The sequence below is a fragment of the Veillonella sp. HPA0037 genome, from assembly GCF_000411535.1.
GTDB classification, from domain to species: domain Bacteria; phylum Bacillota; class Negativicutes; order Veillonellales; family Veillonellaceae; genus Veillonella; species Veillonella atypica.
Window position 1 is genome coordinate 1,132,208 of record NZ_KE150483.1, and the last position, 16,160, is coordinate 1,148,367.

The following is a 16,160-nucleotide window of genomic DNA, read 5'->3' on the forward strand; positions in this document are numbered from 1 at the left end:
CAAGAAAAAGGACGAGCTGCAACTCGTCCTTTTTTGTTATATTGTAGGTAATTTTGTACGCTTTACTACCTATTTGTAGTATATCATAAATATATAACACTGACTAGTAATAGAAGATAGTCAATTATATCTCTATAATACTCCAAATAGAATAAGCGTAACTACAACTAACGCAACAATAACTATATAGTCTAATAGTTTAAGGCCTACAGACGCGGCAAAGCTATGTGTCTTACCACCAAAGCCTCTAAGTTCCAAGGATAATGCCATTGTTTCAGAACGGCCCAAGGATTTTAAAAGCAAAGGTTGGATAACGGAGCCATAGGATTTCATGCGTTTAAAGATATTGCCTTCTAAAGAAAGACCTCGGCAGGATTGCGCCTCTTGTACAGCCTTGCTTTCACCAATAAAATCAGGTACAAAGCGAAGAGCTGCAGTAAACATAAATGCATATTCATAAGGAATTTTGCATTGTGTTACAAGGGCCGCTGTTAAATCTTGTAACTTCGTTGTTGCCAAGAGTGCAATAAATACAAGCGTCATGGCTAGCATGCGAAGGCCGGATACAACAGCAGATACAACGTCTCCACTGCCTAAGTATTGAACAACACCTAAGAATACGGCGAATACGATTAAAGCAAACACGGCCTTGTATTGTTTCCATAATAAGCCTGTCAACAAGAGCGCTACTAATTCTACGACAACCAATGCCATCAATGACATCCAGTCCCGCAAGAAGATGGCCCATACGGATACAGCGAGGGTCATCAAAATTTTTGTTAATGGTACTAATCGTTCCATGGTCCCCTCCTATTCTGCCAATTGCGCGATAAGGCGCGTCCGTAATTCATCCATCGATTTACAGTAACCTAAACCTGGTACTGCTTGTGAAAGTTCTACACTTGGCGGTTTTGTGAGACCAAGATCATGTAGTTCATCGGTAGATTTTGAAAATAATTCTTCTGGTGTGCCATCAAAGGATACGGTACGATGACCCATGATGATGGCACGGGAACATTCAGAAGCCATGATTTCCATATCATGGGTAATCAATAAGATTGTAATACCTTCGCTGTTCAACTGACGTAACAAGGCCAACAATTCTTTTGTTTCCTTACCATCCTGACCACTTGTAGGTTCATCGAGAATAAGAATTTTAGACTGCATTGCCAATGCAGAGGCAATAGCAACGCGTTGCTTTTCACCACGACGCAATGTAGGTGGATACTCGTTGCGCAAATGACTAATACCACAGCGTTCTAACACGTCATCTACAATGCGTGCAACCTCATCTTTAGAACGTCCCAAGGATTCAGGACCAAATGCCACCTCTGTTGCCACAGTAGGTCTAAACATTTGGCGATCTGGTTGTTGGAATACATACCCAATGAATTGGCCCCGTTTAGATGGCGGCATAGATGTAATATCCTTGCCGTTATAACGGATATGGCCTTCAGCAGCCTTTTCGAGGCCTACTAAGAGCCGTGTAATCGTCGTTTTACCACAACCATTTTTACCACCAACAGCAATAAATTCGCCTTCATGAATGGTAAAGTTTACATTTCTAAAAATATCTACGGTAGGCACATAGCCAAATCGTAAGTTTTCTACCTTAAGCATGTGCGCCACCTCCTGTACTTTCACCTACATGATTACTATGTTGAACTTGGCTTTCACCAGCATCACTTGTATGTTCATAACGAGAACGGTCGATAGCCTTGGCCATTTCAATGTGATGAAGGCCCTTAATAGCTGATTCGATGCTAAGCCAAGGTTCATCACTATGGTAACCGGCCTTTTCCAATTCCATATACGTTGTAAATACGGATGGCAATGCTTCTACATAAATATCATGGTTATACATATATTCCAAGGTTGTAGCCACATCGTTATCGCATACGATTTCACCGTCCACCATAAGCGCCATGCGATTAGCATATGGCAATACAGCATGCAAATCATGGTCGATAACCACAACAGTGATACCATGATTGCGGTTTAAATCACCAACGAGGCGATATAGTTCGGCTGTCCCATCTGGGTCAAGAGAACTCGTTGGTTCATCAAGAATGAGGACAGATGGATTGGTTGCCAACACAGAAGCAATCGCCAAACGTTGACGTTGACCGCCTGACAAACTCGTAATTTTACGATCCTCAAGGCCTTCAATACCAACCTGTTTAAACACCTCAGCACAACGAGCATCAATGGTTGCTCGATCGTAACCACGGTTTTCCATAGCGAAGGCTACTTCTTCGCGAACCGTCATCGTTACGAGTTGTGTATCATAATCGGCAAGAACAACGCCAACATGATTTGCTAACTCAGGAATCGATAATTGCGTTGTAGCCTTACCATCTACGAATACCATACCTTCTAGACGACCACCATAGAATTTTGGCACCGCCCCAACCATGGCCATACAAAGCGTACTTTTACCACAACCAGCAGGACCTGTTACAACGAGGAAATCACCATCATGCACATCGAGGTTGATGTTCTTTAACGTAGGCGCAGTCGCCTTAGGATGGTAATAGTTCATATGCTCAATGGAAATCTTTGCATCCCGTTCTGGCGTAATAACGAGACCACAATGGTCGCTAGAAGCTTCGCTACCGGTAGGCAACATGCCTCGCTTAGCGAACATCTTTTGAGCTGGAATGTACAACACTGGTGTAATCGCTGCATTTACAGCCGCTACCACTAACACAAGAGGCCACATAGCATACAGATATACATTATTAGGCAAGTTTGCAATTTGCCATAACAACGTAACAAAAATACCACCAGATACAACAGTCGTAAAGAATGAACCTACAATCGGCGTGATTTCAAAGGAACCAATTTTACCGATTTTCATAGATGTCATGGTACGAGAAATAAATGTTATCACCAATGCACCAGCTGGTTCGGATAACAAGTTACCATATGGGAAACCAGATTTTGATGTCAACACCTCAATCAAGGCCGCTACTAAACCAATCCCTAGTGTTTGAGAAACACTTGGCTTTGTCAGCAAAATCGCTACGCAATACGCTGCAATCATCCAGTTTGGTGTAATTCCTGCAAAACTAGGACTCACCAAGTGCAAAATTGTACCCAACGCAAGCATTAAGGTGCTCACCGTTACCCATCTAAACTGTCCACCCTGATCATGGGTGTACACGAGATCCTTTATCCGTTCCATAATAGCCTCTTTTCTAAAAATGAATATATAATCTATATTTTATCACTCTTCGAGGACTTTTGCACGCATGACGGTTAAAAGTAATATCTCAACTTGTATAAACTCACTTCAGATCTTTTAATCTTTCAGTGAGAAACGTTTCTACACATTCCTCAAAGCTTAGATCCATGCGTTCCGCGAGGATTGCTAACCACCATACACATTCGCCAATTTTAGATGGTAACAATTCTTTGTCTGCACTAGGCCAACGACCTTGATTATCCATAGTCAATCGCCCCACTAAGCCCGCATCAGTCAAGAATGCCAATGCATCTTCTTCTACCGACCAAACAGAACCATGTATCTCTTTTTCTAGTTCAAAATATTTATTTCTTATTTCTTTTGAAAGTAAGTTTACTTCTTTTAAATCCATGATGTCCTCCTAGAAAGATTTCTTAATACCCAAATCTAGTATAACCTGATTCGTCTTAATCTATTATCAATAATACCTTTAGATATACTATGCTCTACCTGTTCTCTTGGTGTTAAAAATAGAATAAGAATGGCTTAATACCCAACTAAGAAATATTAAGTCATTCTCATTTTTATTTTCCTGAAGTTTTATCTTCGCTAGTTGTTTCAGCAACTTTCGCTCTAATATCTTTTGCCGCCCCTGCAGATTTTTCTTTAACGGTTTCAGTAATATCTTTTGCCGCATCCGCCGTTATATCTTTTACTTCTCTAGCCTTTTGTTTTAGCTCTTCAGCCTTTACCTTAAGGGTAGCTTCTAAATCTTTTGCCACATCTGCAGACTTTGCTTTTACCAATTCATTTACATCATGTGCTGCATCAGCAGATTTAGCTTTAACATCTGCCGTCTTTTCTTTAACTAATACCTTTACTTCTTGCGCCGCATCAGCGGATTTAGCCTTCACATCTTTTGCTTTTTCTTTAGCCAATATCTTTACTTCTTGTGCAGCATCAGCAGTTAAATCTTTTACAACACTAGCTTTAGACTTAGCTAATTCTTTTACATCCTTTACAGCATCTCCTAATTGATCTAAAAACTTCATGTTAGTTCCCTCCAAATAATTTTGTAATGAATGCCTTCTCTCTTTCAATTACAGATTAAAATTAAATAAAATCTTACTTTTATATCATTAAATCACAATGCATTCAAATTATAAAGAGTGTTCGCGCATCTTCATGTTACTATTAAAATCATTTTATAGCACCATCTATTAATGATGGTGCCTTTAAAAACTAATGTACTTCATCCAATAGTATTTTAAGATAATCACGTCTACTATTTAATATTCTATCAATATAGATAGTCTGATCTAAATAACGGTAAAAACTTAAATAATTATGACAAAGCAAATATCTATATTCAATTTTACTCCCCATATTTATCAATAACCGCTGCCCCATTTCTGGAAAAGCGCTTAAGGAATCATTCGTAGTCACTATATCCAAAACAGTTTTCTTAGCTAACTCAATATCACCGGTTTCTTCTTCTATATAAGATTTTATTTTAAGCAAATCTTCTCGTGCTTTTGGTGCATAGTTAATTTGATTATCCATCGTTAAATTCCCAATTCACTTTTTAGTTGCTCTGATGAAATCCACCCTTGTTCTTCACCAGATTTACGACCTATCTCTAATGCGCCCATAAGTTTTATCGTAGCCATCACACGTTCATAATCTTGAATATCCATAATTGCATATCGACCTCTACCATTTTTAGTTAAGAATACGGGACTATCTATAGCAACATCACGCAATACTTCAGAATAATTACGTAAATCTGAAATAGGTTTTATATTCGGCATACTATCACCTCCAAAATACTTTAGTGATATAACACTCATTTTGCAAATACCTTATCACTATTGTAGTTAAATTATCGTGTAAATTCAACAGTAAATTTTACAGCATTCCTAAAATTACTATCAACATATATGATACTGCTTTCTTCCTTTTCTTGTTATATACTTGTGATATAATGCGCATAGATACTTATATACGAAGAAATCGACAATAATTTAATAACTAATATAATAATTTTTAATTACTTTTACTTAATAATATATAATTTATTTTTAAATAAAGGAAATATATCATGGCACAAGTATTAATCATAATTGATATACAAGAAGGATTAGTTAAGTTAAACCCTTATAATGCTAAAAATTTTATATCAAATACAAAAGCAATCATTCAACATTTTAGAGAGCAAAATATAGAAGTAATTTTCTTCAGACACTCTGAAGATGAAGGCTTATTAGCAACGGGCAGTGATAATTGGCAAGTCTATCACGAATTAAAGCCTCAAGAAAACGAAAAGATTTTCAATAAATATTACAATAGCATCTTCAAGGACACTGAATTAAAGGAATATTTAAACCGAAAAAATATTACCGATTTAACATTTGTAGGAATGCAAGTGGAATTTTGCATTGATACATCTGTGAAAGTAGGCTTTGAATATGGTTATAAAATCACCATCGTCGAAGATGCGATCTCAACCTTTGACAACATCCATCTATCTGCCGATCAAATCTTATCCTTTTACAAAGAAAAAATTTGGAGAAATCGATTTGCGCAACTAAGAACAACAAAAGAAATTCTAGCTATTAATTAAATTGTTATTCTCACTTTCTCGTCATATAGTTGTGATATAATACATATAAATACTTATGCCTAGGACATAGGAGGTCTACATGTACAAATATATTACAATCTTAGGCGCTGCAGGCCAAATTGCACAACGCTTAACGGCGACGTTATTAACATATACAGATATGCACATCACATTATATGGACGTCAATTGAGCACACGCATTCATCCGGAAATTTTAGAACACGAACGGATAACCGTTATCGAAGGATCGTTCCAAAGCCCTAAAAAATTAGAGGAAGCCGTTAAGAATACAGAAGTCGTATTCCTCAGTGCTATGGAAACAGGCAGTGATATGGCAGCTATTGTGAAAGCACTTGCTCGCCAAAACATTCGTCGTATCATCGGCTTATCCATGGCTGGCCTATCTGGTGAATTTCCAACGGCTTTAGAAAAATTTACCTTCGATAGTCTACCAATTAGCTATGTACAAGGCGAGCGTCAGGCGCGCAACGTATTACGCGAATCCAACTTAAACTACACGATTTTACGTCTACCTTGGCTTTATAATGACATGGAAAATACGAATTATGAATTAATCCCTGAAGGTGCTCCTTTCAATGATGCACAAGTTACACGAGAAGCTGTGGTTAAAGCTGTTTACGATATCCTACACGTTGAAGACGAAACACCATTCAGCCGTGCCAGCATTGGTGTAGGTGAACCTGGTACACACTACGATAAACCATCGTTTTTATAATCACCATATATTAGGAGACCTCTATGGAACTTTCAAATGATAGAATCACTCTAGAATACAAAACATATAATATGTTAAAAGCCCAACTAGAGATATTATCATCTCTGGTTGAAGGACAAAATGACATCATTCAAGGACGTACAACAACCATAGAAGAAACTTTTAATCGTATTGATAAAATGATGCATCAATTGGACTAATCTGATATTAATATCCTTAACGGTTTATAAAACTATAAAATTCATTCGGTATACATTTCTTACTTAAGAAAATGTATACCGATTTTTTATTCCCATAATTTATGGTTATTTATGTAGATAAACAACGTTATTTACGCTATACTAATAACAGAATTAAGATACACTAATAAACAGGTAAGGAGATATCATGAATCGCATTGTTGTTATAGGTAGTTGCAACATGGATATTGTGGTCCTCGCGGATAAACGTCCCGCAGCAGGCGAAACAATTATGGGCAACGAATTGCACATCGCTCACGGTGGCAAAGGTGCAAACCAAGCGGTTGCTGCCGCTCGCCTAGGCGCAGAGGTTACCATGGTAGGCTGCATCGGTCAAGATGCATATGGACAAATGATTTTGGATAACCTCAAAGAAAATCATATCAATACGGACTATATCGTCACTGTCCCAGATACGACAACAGGTACTGCTCATATCACGTTAGCTGAAGGCGACAATAGCATTATTGTCATCGCTGGTGCTAATGCTAAGGTAGACCAGTCTGTAGTCGATAATGCTTGGCCTGCTATCGAGCAAGCAGATCTCGTAATGGTGCAAAATGAGATTCCTATTCCAACTATTGAATACATCGTTCGTCGTTGTCACGAGGCTAATGTGAAAGTCCTCTTAAATCCGGCTCCGGCAGCTGATCTCAATCCTGAATGGTTGGAACTAGCAACCTATATTACACCAAACGAGCACGAATTATCGGCACTCTACCCTAACAAAACTACAGAGGAAACATTATTAGCTAATGAAAACAAGATTATCGTTACTCTTGGCAGTAAAGGTGTAGGCTATGCTGACAACGGCGAAATCCACACCGTATCCGGCTTCAAGGTTAAACCAGTAGATACAACAGGTGCAGGCGATACCTTCAACGGTGCCTTTGCAACAGCTATCGTTAATGGTAAAAGCTTAGCCGACGCATTGCACTACGGCAATGCAGCTGCGGCCCTTTCCATCCAAAAACTAGGTGCCCAGTCGGGTATGCCTACGAAGGATGAGGTCGACGCATTCTTATCCAAGTAACACTAAGGAACCGAATAGGACTTTAAAAGCTCCACCGGCCGGGTCTGACTACGGCCTACGGCCTTCGCAGGGCCAAAGTCGCTTTGAAAGTCCTATTCAGCTCCAACGAAAATTACCTGATAGCAAATGCATTCGACCTCTATATAATAAGGGGAACAATGAACGAGGCTTTAACAGCCTCATTCATTGAAATGAAAGGAGTTAACATGCAACGACACGGCATTTTAAATAGTCATATTGCTAAGATTCTTGCAGATCTTGGTCATACAGATACGATTTGTATTTCTGATTGTGGTCTACCCGTACCTGAAGGGGTTCAAAAGATTGACCTTGCTTTAGAATTCGGTATACCAAGTTTTGAGCAGGTTGTATCTCTCATTACAAAGCATATGAAGATTGAAGCAATTCATATCGCTAAGGAAATGAAGGATTTTAATCCAAAGGGTCATGCCTTCTTGGAATCCACATTCCCTTGCGCTGATTTCGAATGGATTACAACTAGTCACGATGCTTTCAAAGAAGCAACAAAACAATGCAAATGCATTATTAGAACTGGTGAAGCATCTCCGTATGCCAACATTATCTTGCGCGCCGATTGTATTTTCAGCGATCGTCCCTAGAGCAATAGATTAAGAGATACTTTCACAAGTCATATAGGAGTAGTTATGGAAATTGTTATGTCAGGCATTGCAAAGGCATTTGGTACGAACCAAGTACTACGCGATGTAAGTATTACCCTCAAGGAGGGCGAGGTTCACGCCTTGATGGGCGAAAACGGGGCCGGCAAGTCCACCCTTATGAATATCCTTACCGGGATTCACAAGGCAGATGCTGGTAAAATCACCATCGACGGCGTAGAGCGCACCTTCCCGAACCCGAGAGAGGCCGAGCTAAACGGTGTAGCTTTCATCCACCAAGAGCTCAATATTTGGCCAAATCTAACATTGTTAGAAAATCTATATTTAATGAGACCGAAGCGCAATAAATTCGGTATGCTCGATAAAAAGGCGATGCTCGAAGAAGCACAAAATACGTGCCGCGAACTAGGCATCGAATTGCCGCTCACAACGGAAGCAGGCCTTTGCTCCGTCGGTCACCAACAGATGACAGAAATTCTTCGTATCTTAATGTTAGATGCCAAGGTTGTCATCATGGACGAACCGACAGCAGCCCTCACAGAGCGTGAAACGGCGACATTGTTCAAAATGATGCGCAAAATGAAAGCACGCGGTGTGGCAATCGTATATATCTCTCACCGTATGGAAGAGGTATTTAGCGAATGCGACACGATCACGGTTATGCGTGATGGTCACACCATCATTACGAAGCCAACTGCTGAGATTTCTGTAGACGAAGTGGTACGCCACATGGTAGGCCGTTCTATCGACGAGTTCTATCCTGCTCGTACAACTACACCAGGTGAAGTTGTGATGAGCGTCGATAACCTCAAACCAGAAGGTTTCGACAACGAAATCTCCTTTTCATTGCGCAAAGGCGAAATCCTCGGCGTAGCAGGTCTCATGGGCGCTGGCCGTACAGAAATCATGCGCGCTATCTTTGGTGTAGATAAACACAATGGCGGTACCGTAACAGTTAACGGATCTGTTCTCAATTGTAAAAAACCAGAAGATGCCATCAAAGCTGGCATTGCTTTCATCACAGAAAATAGAAAGAGCGAAGGCTTGATCCTCGATTTCTCCATCGGTTCCAATATTACATTACCGAACCTTGGCGACATTTGTCCATCTCATGTACTGGATAAGGGCAAGCTCAATTCCTTTGCTGACGAATTGTCTAAAAAGCTAGGCGTTAAAACACAATCTATTCACGAACCGGCATCGTCCCTATCTGGTGGTAACCAACAAAAGGTGGTTATCGCGAAATGGGTTGGTAAAAAGCCATCCATTATCATCATGGACGAACCGACACGCGGTATCGACATCGGTGCGAAACGTGATATTTATGATTTAATGAACGAATTAACGAACGATGGTGTGTCCATTATCATGGTGTCCTCTGAGTTACCTGAAGTGCTAGGCATGAGCGACCGTGTTATGGTCATTCATGAAGGTCGCGTAGCAGGTATCTTGGACCGCTGCGATGCAACACCAGAATCGATTATGACATTAGCCACAGGAGGACAATAATGGACAGCAAAGCTCTACAATATGTTAAAAAATTAGGCCCCCTCATCGGCCTCATCCTATTATTTATCATTATCTCTGTCATGAACGACAGTTTCCTTGAATTCTCTAACTTGCGTAACTTGTTGCGCCAAGTATCCATCAATGCAATCATCGCCTTTGGTATGACCTTCGTCATCTTAACTGGCGGTATCGATTTATCCGTTGGTTCCATCCTTGCCCTCTCTAGTGCAGTGATGGCCAACCTCATCGTAACTGGTACTGATCCTGTATTGGCTATCGTATTAGCTGCCGGTGCAGGTCTTGTATTGGGCGGTATTAACGGTCTCGTTATTACTTATGGCCGCGTAGCTCCATTTATCGCTACCTTGGCGACCATGACAATCTACCGTGGTGCGACACTAGTATTCACAGATGGTAACCCAATCTCCGGTCTCACACAAGACCCTCTATTCCACGGCTTTGGCCAAGGGGATATTGCAGGCCTTCCCGTTCCAGCCATCACAATGTTCCTAGCTTTCATCATCCTTTGGTTCGTATTGAGCCGCACATCCTTAGGCCGTAAAACATACGCCGTAGGTGGTAGCGAAAAGGTTAGTTACATTGCTGGTATCAAGATTGACCGCGTTAAAATCTTCGTGTATGCCTTGACTGGTATGCTCTGTGGTATCGCTGGTGCAATCATCACATCTCGTCTTAACTCTGCACAACCTACAGCAGGTGCAGGCTACGAACTTGACGCTATCGCAGCCGTAGTTCTTGGCGGCACAAGCCTTGCTGGTGGTCGTGGTCATATCGTTGGCACATTAATTGGTGCCCTAATTATCGGTACCCTCAACAACGGGTTAAATATTCTCGACGTTTCCAGTTTCTATCAACAAGTTGTAAAAGGTATTGTCATTTTATTGGCGGTTCTTGCAGACCGCAAGAAAGCCTAGGAGGTTTCTATGAAAAAACTATTGTTACTGTTGGCGATGGCTATCATGGTTATCGGTCTTGTAGCAGGCTGTGGTAAAAGCGCTGATAACGGCGGCGACAAAAAGTCCGGCACGATTGGCTTCTCTGTTTCCACATTGAACAACCCATTCTTCGTATCTATGAAAGAAGGCGTTGAGGCTCAAGCTAAAGCGCTTGGTCTTAAAGTTAAAATCGTTGATGCTCAAAACGACCCTGCTAAACAAGCAAATGATATTTCTGACTTAATTGAAAGCGGCGTTTCCGTATTGATCATCAACCCTGTAGACTCTGCAGCTATCTCTACTTCTGTAGAAGCAGCAAATGCTAAAAACATTCCTGTAATCACTGTCGACCGCTCTGCTGATAAAGGCAAAGTAGTAGCTCACATCGCTTCCGATAACGTAAAAGGCGGCGAAATGGCAGCTCAACTGATCGTTGATAAAGTAGGCAAAGCTGCAAAAGTAGCTGAAATCGAAGGTATCCCTGGTGCTTCCGCAACTCGTGAACGGGGCCAAGGTTTCCATAACGTAGCTGACAAAGACTTAACAGTAGTAGCAAAGCAAAGTGCTGACTTCGACCGCACAAAAGGTTTGAACGTAGCAACAAATATCTTGCAAGCTAACCCAGACGTACAAGCTATCTTCGCTCATAATGACGAAATGGCATTGGGCGCTATCCAAGCAGCTAAATCCGCAGGCAAAACAATCTTCATCGTAGGCTTCGACGGTACTGCTGACGCAGATAAAGCTGTTCAAGACGGCACATTGGCTGCAACAATTGCTCAACAACCAGACCAAATGGGTAAAATCGCTATCGATACAGCTCAAAAAGTTATCAAAGGCGAAGCTGTAGAAGCTAAAATTCCTGTAGATCTTAAAGTTGTTACAAAATAATTGTATATAGAAACTGGGTACAGAAAAAGAGTCGCACCGTTTGGTGCGACTCTTTTTAATTGCTAAATTATAGAACATTAGGAGATAGGGGCTCGAATACATCCCCTTCTACAAAATAGAACAGGCCTGTTCTATTTTTTTAGTCCCCCTATATACCCTTTCTGAGATTTAGTACAGGCCTGTTCTAATTCTGAAACCACATATATAAGCTACTTTGAAATTGGTACAGTTGTGTACTAATTTATAAAATATATAGCTATTATATGCCTACTTCAATAATTTTTTAGATTTATGCAATATAAACTAAATTTCTTTAGGTTCTCGCTCAAGAAAAACTTTGAAAAGCTCAATAAACTTGGGTAAATACGTTTGGTCTAAGCTTTCAACAGTCATCTTACACTCGTAATTATACTCACATATAACAACATTGATATTAAAACCACCTTTGGAATCTAATGTAAATATAAGTTTATTGCCACCGTTACTCAGATAATGGCGAAAACTAGCTTTTCCTTTACAAGTTTGATTCATGTCGACAAGCTCATTATAACCTCTATGTATCCCCCACCAATCACCGGTATCAATGATAGCTGAGCAACAATGATTCCCTTGTTTGATATAAATACCAAAGGCTCCAAAAGGAGATAGTTGTGTATCCATATCAAATGCTATTGTTAAATTAGATTCATTTACAATTTCATACATTATCATTACTCTCCGTAAACAACTTTATATTGTTTATTATAGCATCCAATCTAAAAGCTAATAAACTCAGATAATCTGAGTTGTAACTACATCCATAGAAAGGTTTTTTCTTATGCTATAATGAGCATATATAAAACTCAAAGGAAAGGAGGATTCATATGGAGTATGTATTACTCAACAAGGATACCCCTCTCTTGCAGTTTTGCATCGAGAGGCACGAAGATGTTGTCAACTTAACCACATTGGTTCGCATGGATATTTCTGATTTAACAATCATAGATAATGCGACATTACCAATAAATATGCAACCTACCATAAAAGGACTAAAAAATTGGTTATTACAACGTAAGATTCCAAATAATCGTGCATTTGTTGAGAATTTATTAGATGCCATTTCAGATACAGAAAATCCATATCGATATTTAGATGTAACCTATGGTCTATCTCTAAATGATACATATTGGGTAAAACCGACTCATTCCACTATTTCATGGTCAGATGTTAATTTATACGACAATCCATTTAGCGAAATTGTGGCAGGCATCGCTTTCACAGGCAAAGATAGTCATATACAAGGGATTGTGACGACCCCAGAATACACAACAAACGGCATGCTCCGTAAGTGTTGGCATCGTGAAAATGATGTCATTTATTTATATAAAGGTTCAACACCTCGCTATGCCAATGGAGGGCTTGAGGCACTCAACGAAGTATATGCTAGTCAAATTGCAGCAGCTATGGGCTTAGCACATGTGGAATATAAACTCACTACATTCCATAATCAACTAGTCAGTGCTTGTCCTCTATTCACATCAGAACAGATTGGATATATGCCTATATCTGGGCTCTTAAATGAACCAATTTCTCGGGATGAACTCATGTTATATGATAAGCAGCACGATATAGCTAGCTTGTACGGTATTATCCCATTTTCTGATATGATGGTATTTGATGCACTCATTCATAATACTGATCGACACCTCAACAATTTTGGTGTTCTCATCGATAATGAAAGCAATCGTATCCTAGGTCCTGCACCTTTATTTGATCATGGAAATTCATTATTCTACAATATAACTAACGATGAATATGCCGATTTAAATGGTGTGAAAGATATCAGTTTTTGGGGACTCTCCTTTAATACATTGGCAAAATTATATCTTCATGATTCGCACCGTGCCATGTTAACACCATTATTAGGATTTAAATTTAATCGTATCCCATCAGATATATTAACAGATGCAAAATTAGATATATTAGAATCCTATATCCAACAACGATCTGCTTATTTCATACATTTACTCGATGAAAGATACATCAATTTCATGCATCCTAATATACCTCAACAATAGCAAAAGAGGCTGTCAATAATGACAGCCTCTTATTACATTTTGAACAACCCCTACTACAAAATAGAACAGGCCTGTTCTATTTTGTAGTACCCCTATATATCCTTTCTGAGAATTAGTACAGGCCTGTACTAATACTGAAACCACATGTATAGGACGTTCTGAGATTAGAACATAAAGTTCACGTCTGTACGCCAGTAATCACCTAATTTATTACCGTCCATGTCTTTATTGCCGAAGCCATAGTAAGCACCGATGGATACATTTTGGAATGGTACGTAGTTTACATTAGCTACAAAGCCTTTAAAACCATTACGTACATGAGCAACGCCCTTAGTATCCACATAGTGTTGATTGTAGAAGCTATAGGCCGGTGCAAAGGCACTACTGAAGACAGGCGAGTTAGCTTCTTCATAGTAATATTGACCACGTACGCTATAAGTACGCGCTTTACTAATATTGTAATTACCATAACCTACACTAGCCATCCAAGCTTGGGAATTGGATATGCCTGGTGCTGTAAGCCATTCACCGAATACATTCCAACGGTTAAAGTTCATATTCGCGTTAAGGCCCCAAATGTTCTTATATGGAGAATCGATAAAGGATTTAACTTGTTTACCTGTAGCCGCATCAATGTCTTGACCTTGATATAATTTACCATTATGGAATCGGCCATACATACCGCCAAGAGTAACATGTTTGTTAAGTTTACCTTTCACTTCTAGCATAGCTGCAGAGATAGTGTTTTCCTTATTTTGGTAGGTACCTGCACCACCCCACCAGTAACCATAGCTAGCGGATACATCTAGCTTACCATGTTTATACATGAGGCGCGCCCCATCGATGAGGTCATCATACATGAGCCCTAGTGCAGGCGTATAGAGTTGACGACCTACGCGCAATGTTGTGTCTTTACCAAAATGATGATCTACATAAGCAAGATTTACCTGAGCTATATTAGCATTGCTATTGCCGAGCTCACCGGAACCTTGTACACGAACAACGGCATCGGTTTTATCATTGACCTTAGCATTAAAGATCACACGAGCCCGATAATCAAAGGAGGAATGCTTTCCATAAGCATACGCATCATTTTTCAATTGACTGCCGCGATAACGTAAACGATAATTACCTGTTACCTTCACATTACCCACTTGATTTTCTAATTTTGCTACACGCACGCCCAATGTATTAAGTTCATTGCTAAATTCATCGGCCAAGCGATTGATCATAGCTTGTTGTTCCGCATTAGCACGATCTTGATTCGCCATGGCTTTCGCTACCATTTGGGCCATTTCGTACCGCGTAATATCTTTATTGCCTTTGAAAGTCCCATCTGGGTAGCCATTAATAATACCGGCAGATGCCAATTGTTCTACGGATTGATAGGCCCAACTAGAAGGCTCTACATCACTAAATGGATTTGCTGCATAGGCACTAACAGAACCCAATACAAAACAAGAAACTAAACTTGCTACTAATTTTTTATTCATAGAGATAACCCACTCTCATCTATACACAAACAAAATATATGACTCTATATGCTCTACACCGCATCATCATACTATATAACATGCGATACACGTATTAAAGATACCGACTATTCATGAGGTGTTGTATAGTTGATATCTTGTGCCTTGTAGCTTTCACCATGAGCCAATACATGAACGATGGTTTCTAATGTGGCACGTACAGTTTCAATAGCCATACTTGGTTGATTTGGTTTATCCACCACTTGAGATGGCAAGTACGGAATGTGCATGAAGCCCGCCTTAATATTACCTTTTTGTGCCGCATAATGGCATACACCATACATCAAATGATTGCATACAAAGGTACCGGCTGTATTAGAAACTTTTGCAGGAATGCCATTTTGATGCAATGCGTTAACAATGTTTTTAATTGGCAACGTTGCAAAATAGGCACTAGGACCATCAGATACAACAGGTTCATCTTCAGGTTGGTTGCCTCCATTGTCTGGAATGCGGAAGTCATCGCAGTTAATAGCAACACGTTCCACTGTAATATCTGGACGGCCACCTGCTTGACCTACACATAGAATAAAGTCTGGTTGGCATTTTTCAGCAGCTGCTTTCACAGTATCAACAGAAGTATAACGTACAGTTGGCACCATTTGAGTGACCACCTTGTAATCGCCATCAGTATAACCATCCATCGTTTTTACAGCTTCCCATGCAGGATTAATAGGTTCGCCACCAAATGGATCAAATCCAGTAATTAAAATAGTTTTCATCATAACACCTCATAAGGATATTTCAAAAGATTGTTCA

The 16,160-nt window shown here is 39.8% G+C and carries 19 protein-coding genes; 9 read left to right on the plus strand and 10 right to left on the minus strand.

Annotated elements, in window-relative coordinates; all coding sequences use genetic code 11:
- Nucleotides 1-132: 132 nt before the first annotated feature.
- From HMPREF1477_RS05295 to HMPREF1477_RS05325, 7 genes are all read right to left on the minus strand, one after another.
- Nucleotides 133-801 carry an energy-coupling factor transporter transmembrane component T gene (locus tag HMPREF1477_RS05295; protein WP_016476081.1) on the minus strand — a complete coding sequence of 223 codons (669 nt, stop codon included), beginning with the start codon at nucleotides 799-801 and terminating at the stop codon, nucleotides 133-135.
- A 9-nt stretch (nucleotides 802-810) separates the two neighbouring features.
- The gene (locus HMPREF1477_RS05300) at nucleotides 811-1,620 is read right to left on the minus strand and encodes an energy-coupling factor ABC transporter ATP-binding protein (protein WP_016476082.1); all 810 of its coding nucleotides are present in this window, start codon (nucleotides 1,618-1,620) and stop codon (nucleotides 811-813) included.
- Nucleotides 1,613-3,187 carry an energy-coupling factor ABC transporter ATP-binding protein gene (locus HMPREF1477_RS05305; protein ID WP_016476083.1) on the minus strand — a complete coding sequence of 525 codons (1,575 nt, stop codon included), beginning with the start codon at nucleotides 3,185-3,187 and terminating at the stop codon, nucleotides 1,613-1,615. Before HMPREF1477_RS05305 ends, HMPREF1477_RS05300 begins: the two co-directional genes overlap by 8 nt.
- A gap of 103 nt (nucleotides 3,188-3,290) precedes the next feature.
- On the minus strand, nucleotides 3,291-3,599 hold the full coding sequence (locus HMPREF1477_RS05310) for a hypothetical protein (RefSeq protein ID WP_016476084.1): 309 nt from the start codon (nucleotides 3,597-3,599) through the stop codon (nucleotides 3,291-3,293).
- A 172-nt stretch (nucleotides 3,600-3,771) separates the two neighbouring features.
- Nucleotides 3,772-4,239 carry a hypothetical protein gene (locus tag HMPREF1477_RS05315; protein WP_016476085.1) on the minus strand — a complete coding sequence of 156 codons (468 nt, stop codon included), beginning with the start codon at nucleotides 4,237-4,239 and terminating at the stop codon, nucleotides 3,772-3,774.
- 190 nt (nucleotides 4,240-4,429) lie between these two features.
- Nucleotides 4,430-4,750 carry a type II toxin-antitoxin system RelE/ParE family toxin gene (locus tag HMPREF1477_RS05320; protein ID WP_016476086.1) on the minus strand — a complete coding sequence of 107 codons (321 nt, stop codon included), beginning with the start codon at nucleotides 4,748-4,750 and terminating at the stop codon, nucleotides 4,430-4,432.
- Between the two features lie 2 nt (nucleotides 4,751-4,752).
- A complete protein-coding gene (locus tag HMPREF1477_RS05325) occupies nucleotides 4,753-4,998 on the minus strand; it encodes a type II toxin-antitoxin system prevent-host-death family antitoxin (RefSeq protein WP_016476087.1) in 246 nt (81 codons plus the stop codon).
- A 290-nt stretch (nucleotides 4,999-5,288) separates the two neighbouring features.
- On the opposite strand from HMPREF1477_RS05325, the gene HMPREF1477_RS05330 reads away from it, so the two are divergent.
- From HMPREF1477_RS05330 to rbsB, 8 genes are all read left to right on the plus strand, one after another.
- Entirely contained in the window at nucleotides 5,289-5,810 is a 522-nt protein-coding gene (locus tag HMPREF1477_RS05330; protein ID WP_016476088.1) for a cysteine hydrolase family protein, read from the plus strand.
- Between the two features lie 79 nt (nucleotides 5,811-5,889).
- On the plus strand, nucleotides 5,890-6,546 hold the full coding sequence (locus HMPREF1477_RS05335; RefSeq protein WP_016476089.1) for an NAD(P)H-binding protein: 657 nt from the start codon (nucleotides 5,890-5,892) through the stop codon (nucleotides 6,544-6,546).
- A 23-nt stretch (nucleotides 6,547-6,569) separates the two neighbouring features.
- Nucleotides 6,570-6,746 (plus strand): hypothetical protein, encoded by a 177-nt coding sequence (locus tag HMPREF1477_RS05340; RefSeq protein WP_005381557.1) that lies wholly within the window; start codon nucleotides 6,570-6,572, stop codon nucleotides 6,744-6,746.
- A 187-nt stretch (nucleotides 6,747-6,933) separates the two neighbouring features.
- Complete coding sequence (gene rbsK / locus HMPREF1477_RS05345; protein ID WP_016476090.1) at nucleotides 6,934-7,818, plus strand: ribokinase; 885 nt, start codon at nucleotides 6,934-6,936, stop codon at nucleotides 7,816-7,818.
- 206 nt (nucleotides 7,819-8,024) lie between these two features.
- Entirely contained in the window at nucleotides 8,025-8,438 is a 414-nt protein-coding gene (rbsD, locus tag HMPREF1477_RS05350) for a D-ribose pyranase (protein WP_016476091.1), read from the plus strand.
- A 45-nt stretch (nucleotides 8,439-8,483) separates the two neighbouring features.
- Nucleotides 8,484-9,965, plus strand: a complete 1,482-nt coding sequence (locus HMPREF1477_RS05355; RefSeq protein WP_016476092.1) for a sugar ABC transporter ATP-binding protein — start codon at nucleotides 8,484-8,486, stop codon at nucleotides 9,963-9,965.
- Complete coding sequence (locus HMPREF1477_RS05360; RefSeq protein WP_004697939.1) at nucleotides 9,965-10,900, plus strand: ABC transporter permease; 936 nt, start codon at nucleotides 9,965-9,967, stop codon at nucleotides 10,898-10,900. Before HMPREF1477_RS05355 ends, HMPREF1477_RS05360 begins: the two co-directional genes overlap by 1 nt.
- Before the next feature lie 9 nt (nucleotides 10,901-10,909).
- Entirely contained in the window at nucleotides 10,910-11,812 is a 903-nt protein-coding gene (gene rbsB, locus HMPREF1477_RS05365) for a ribose ABC transporter substrate-binding protein RbsB (RefSeq protein WP_016476093.1), read from the plus strand.
- A gap of 303 nt (nucleotides 11,813-12,115) precedes the next feature.
- Here the strand turns inward: rbsB and HMPREF1477_RS05370 are convergent, their stop codons facing one another.
- A complete protein-coding gene (locus tag HMPREF1477_RS05370; RefSeq protein WP_016476094.1) occupies nucleotides 12,116-12,517 on the minus strand; it encodes a hypothetical protein in 402 nt (133 codons plus the stop codon).
- 158 nt (nucleotides 12,518-12,675) lie between these two features.
- Here HMPREF1477_RS05370 and HMPREF1477_RS05375 point away from each other — a divergent pair, with 158 nt between their 5' ends.
- Entirely contained in the window at nucleotides 12,676-13,869 is a 1,194-nt protein-coding gene (locus tag HMPREF1477_RS05375; protein ID WP_016476095.1) for a hypothetical protein, read from the plus strand.
- 164 nt (nucleotides 13,870-14,033) lie between these two features.
- On the opposite strand, the gene HMPREF1477_RS05380 is transcribed toward HMPREF1477_RS05375, so the two are convergent.
- Together HMPREF1477_RS05380 and pcp are read right to left on the minus strand one after the other, a co-directional pair.
- Nucleotides 14,034-15,362, minus strand: a complete 1,329-nt coding sequence (locus HMPREF1477_RS05380; RefSeq protein WP_016476096.1) for an S-layer homology domain-containing protein — start codon at nucleotides 15,360-15,362, stop codon at nucleotides 14,034-14,036.
- Nucleotides 15,363-15,469: 107 nt separating this feature from the next.
- On the minus strand, nucleotides 15,470-16,123 hold the full coding sequence (pcp, locus tag HMPREF1477_RS05385; RefSeq protein ID WP_016476097.1) for a pyroglutamyl-peptidase I: 654 nt from the start codon (nucleotides 16,121-16,123) through the stop codon (nucleotides 15,470-15,472).
- Between the last annotated feature and the right edge of the window lie 37 nt (nucleotides 16,124-16,160).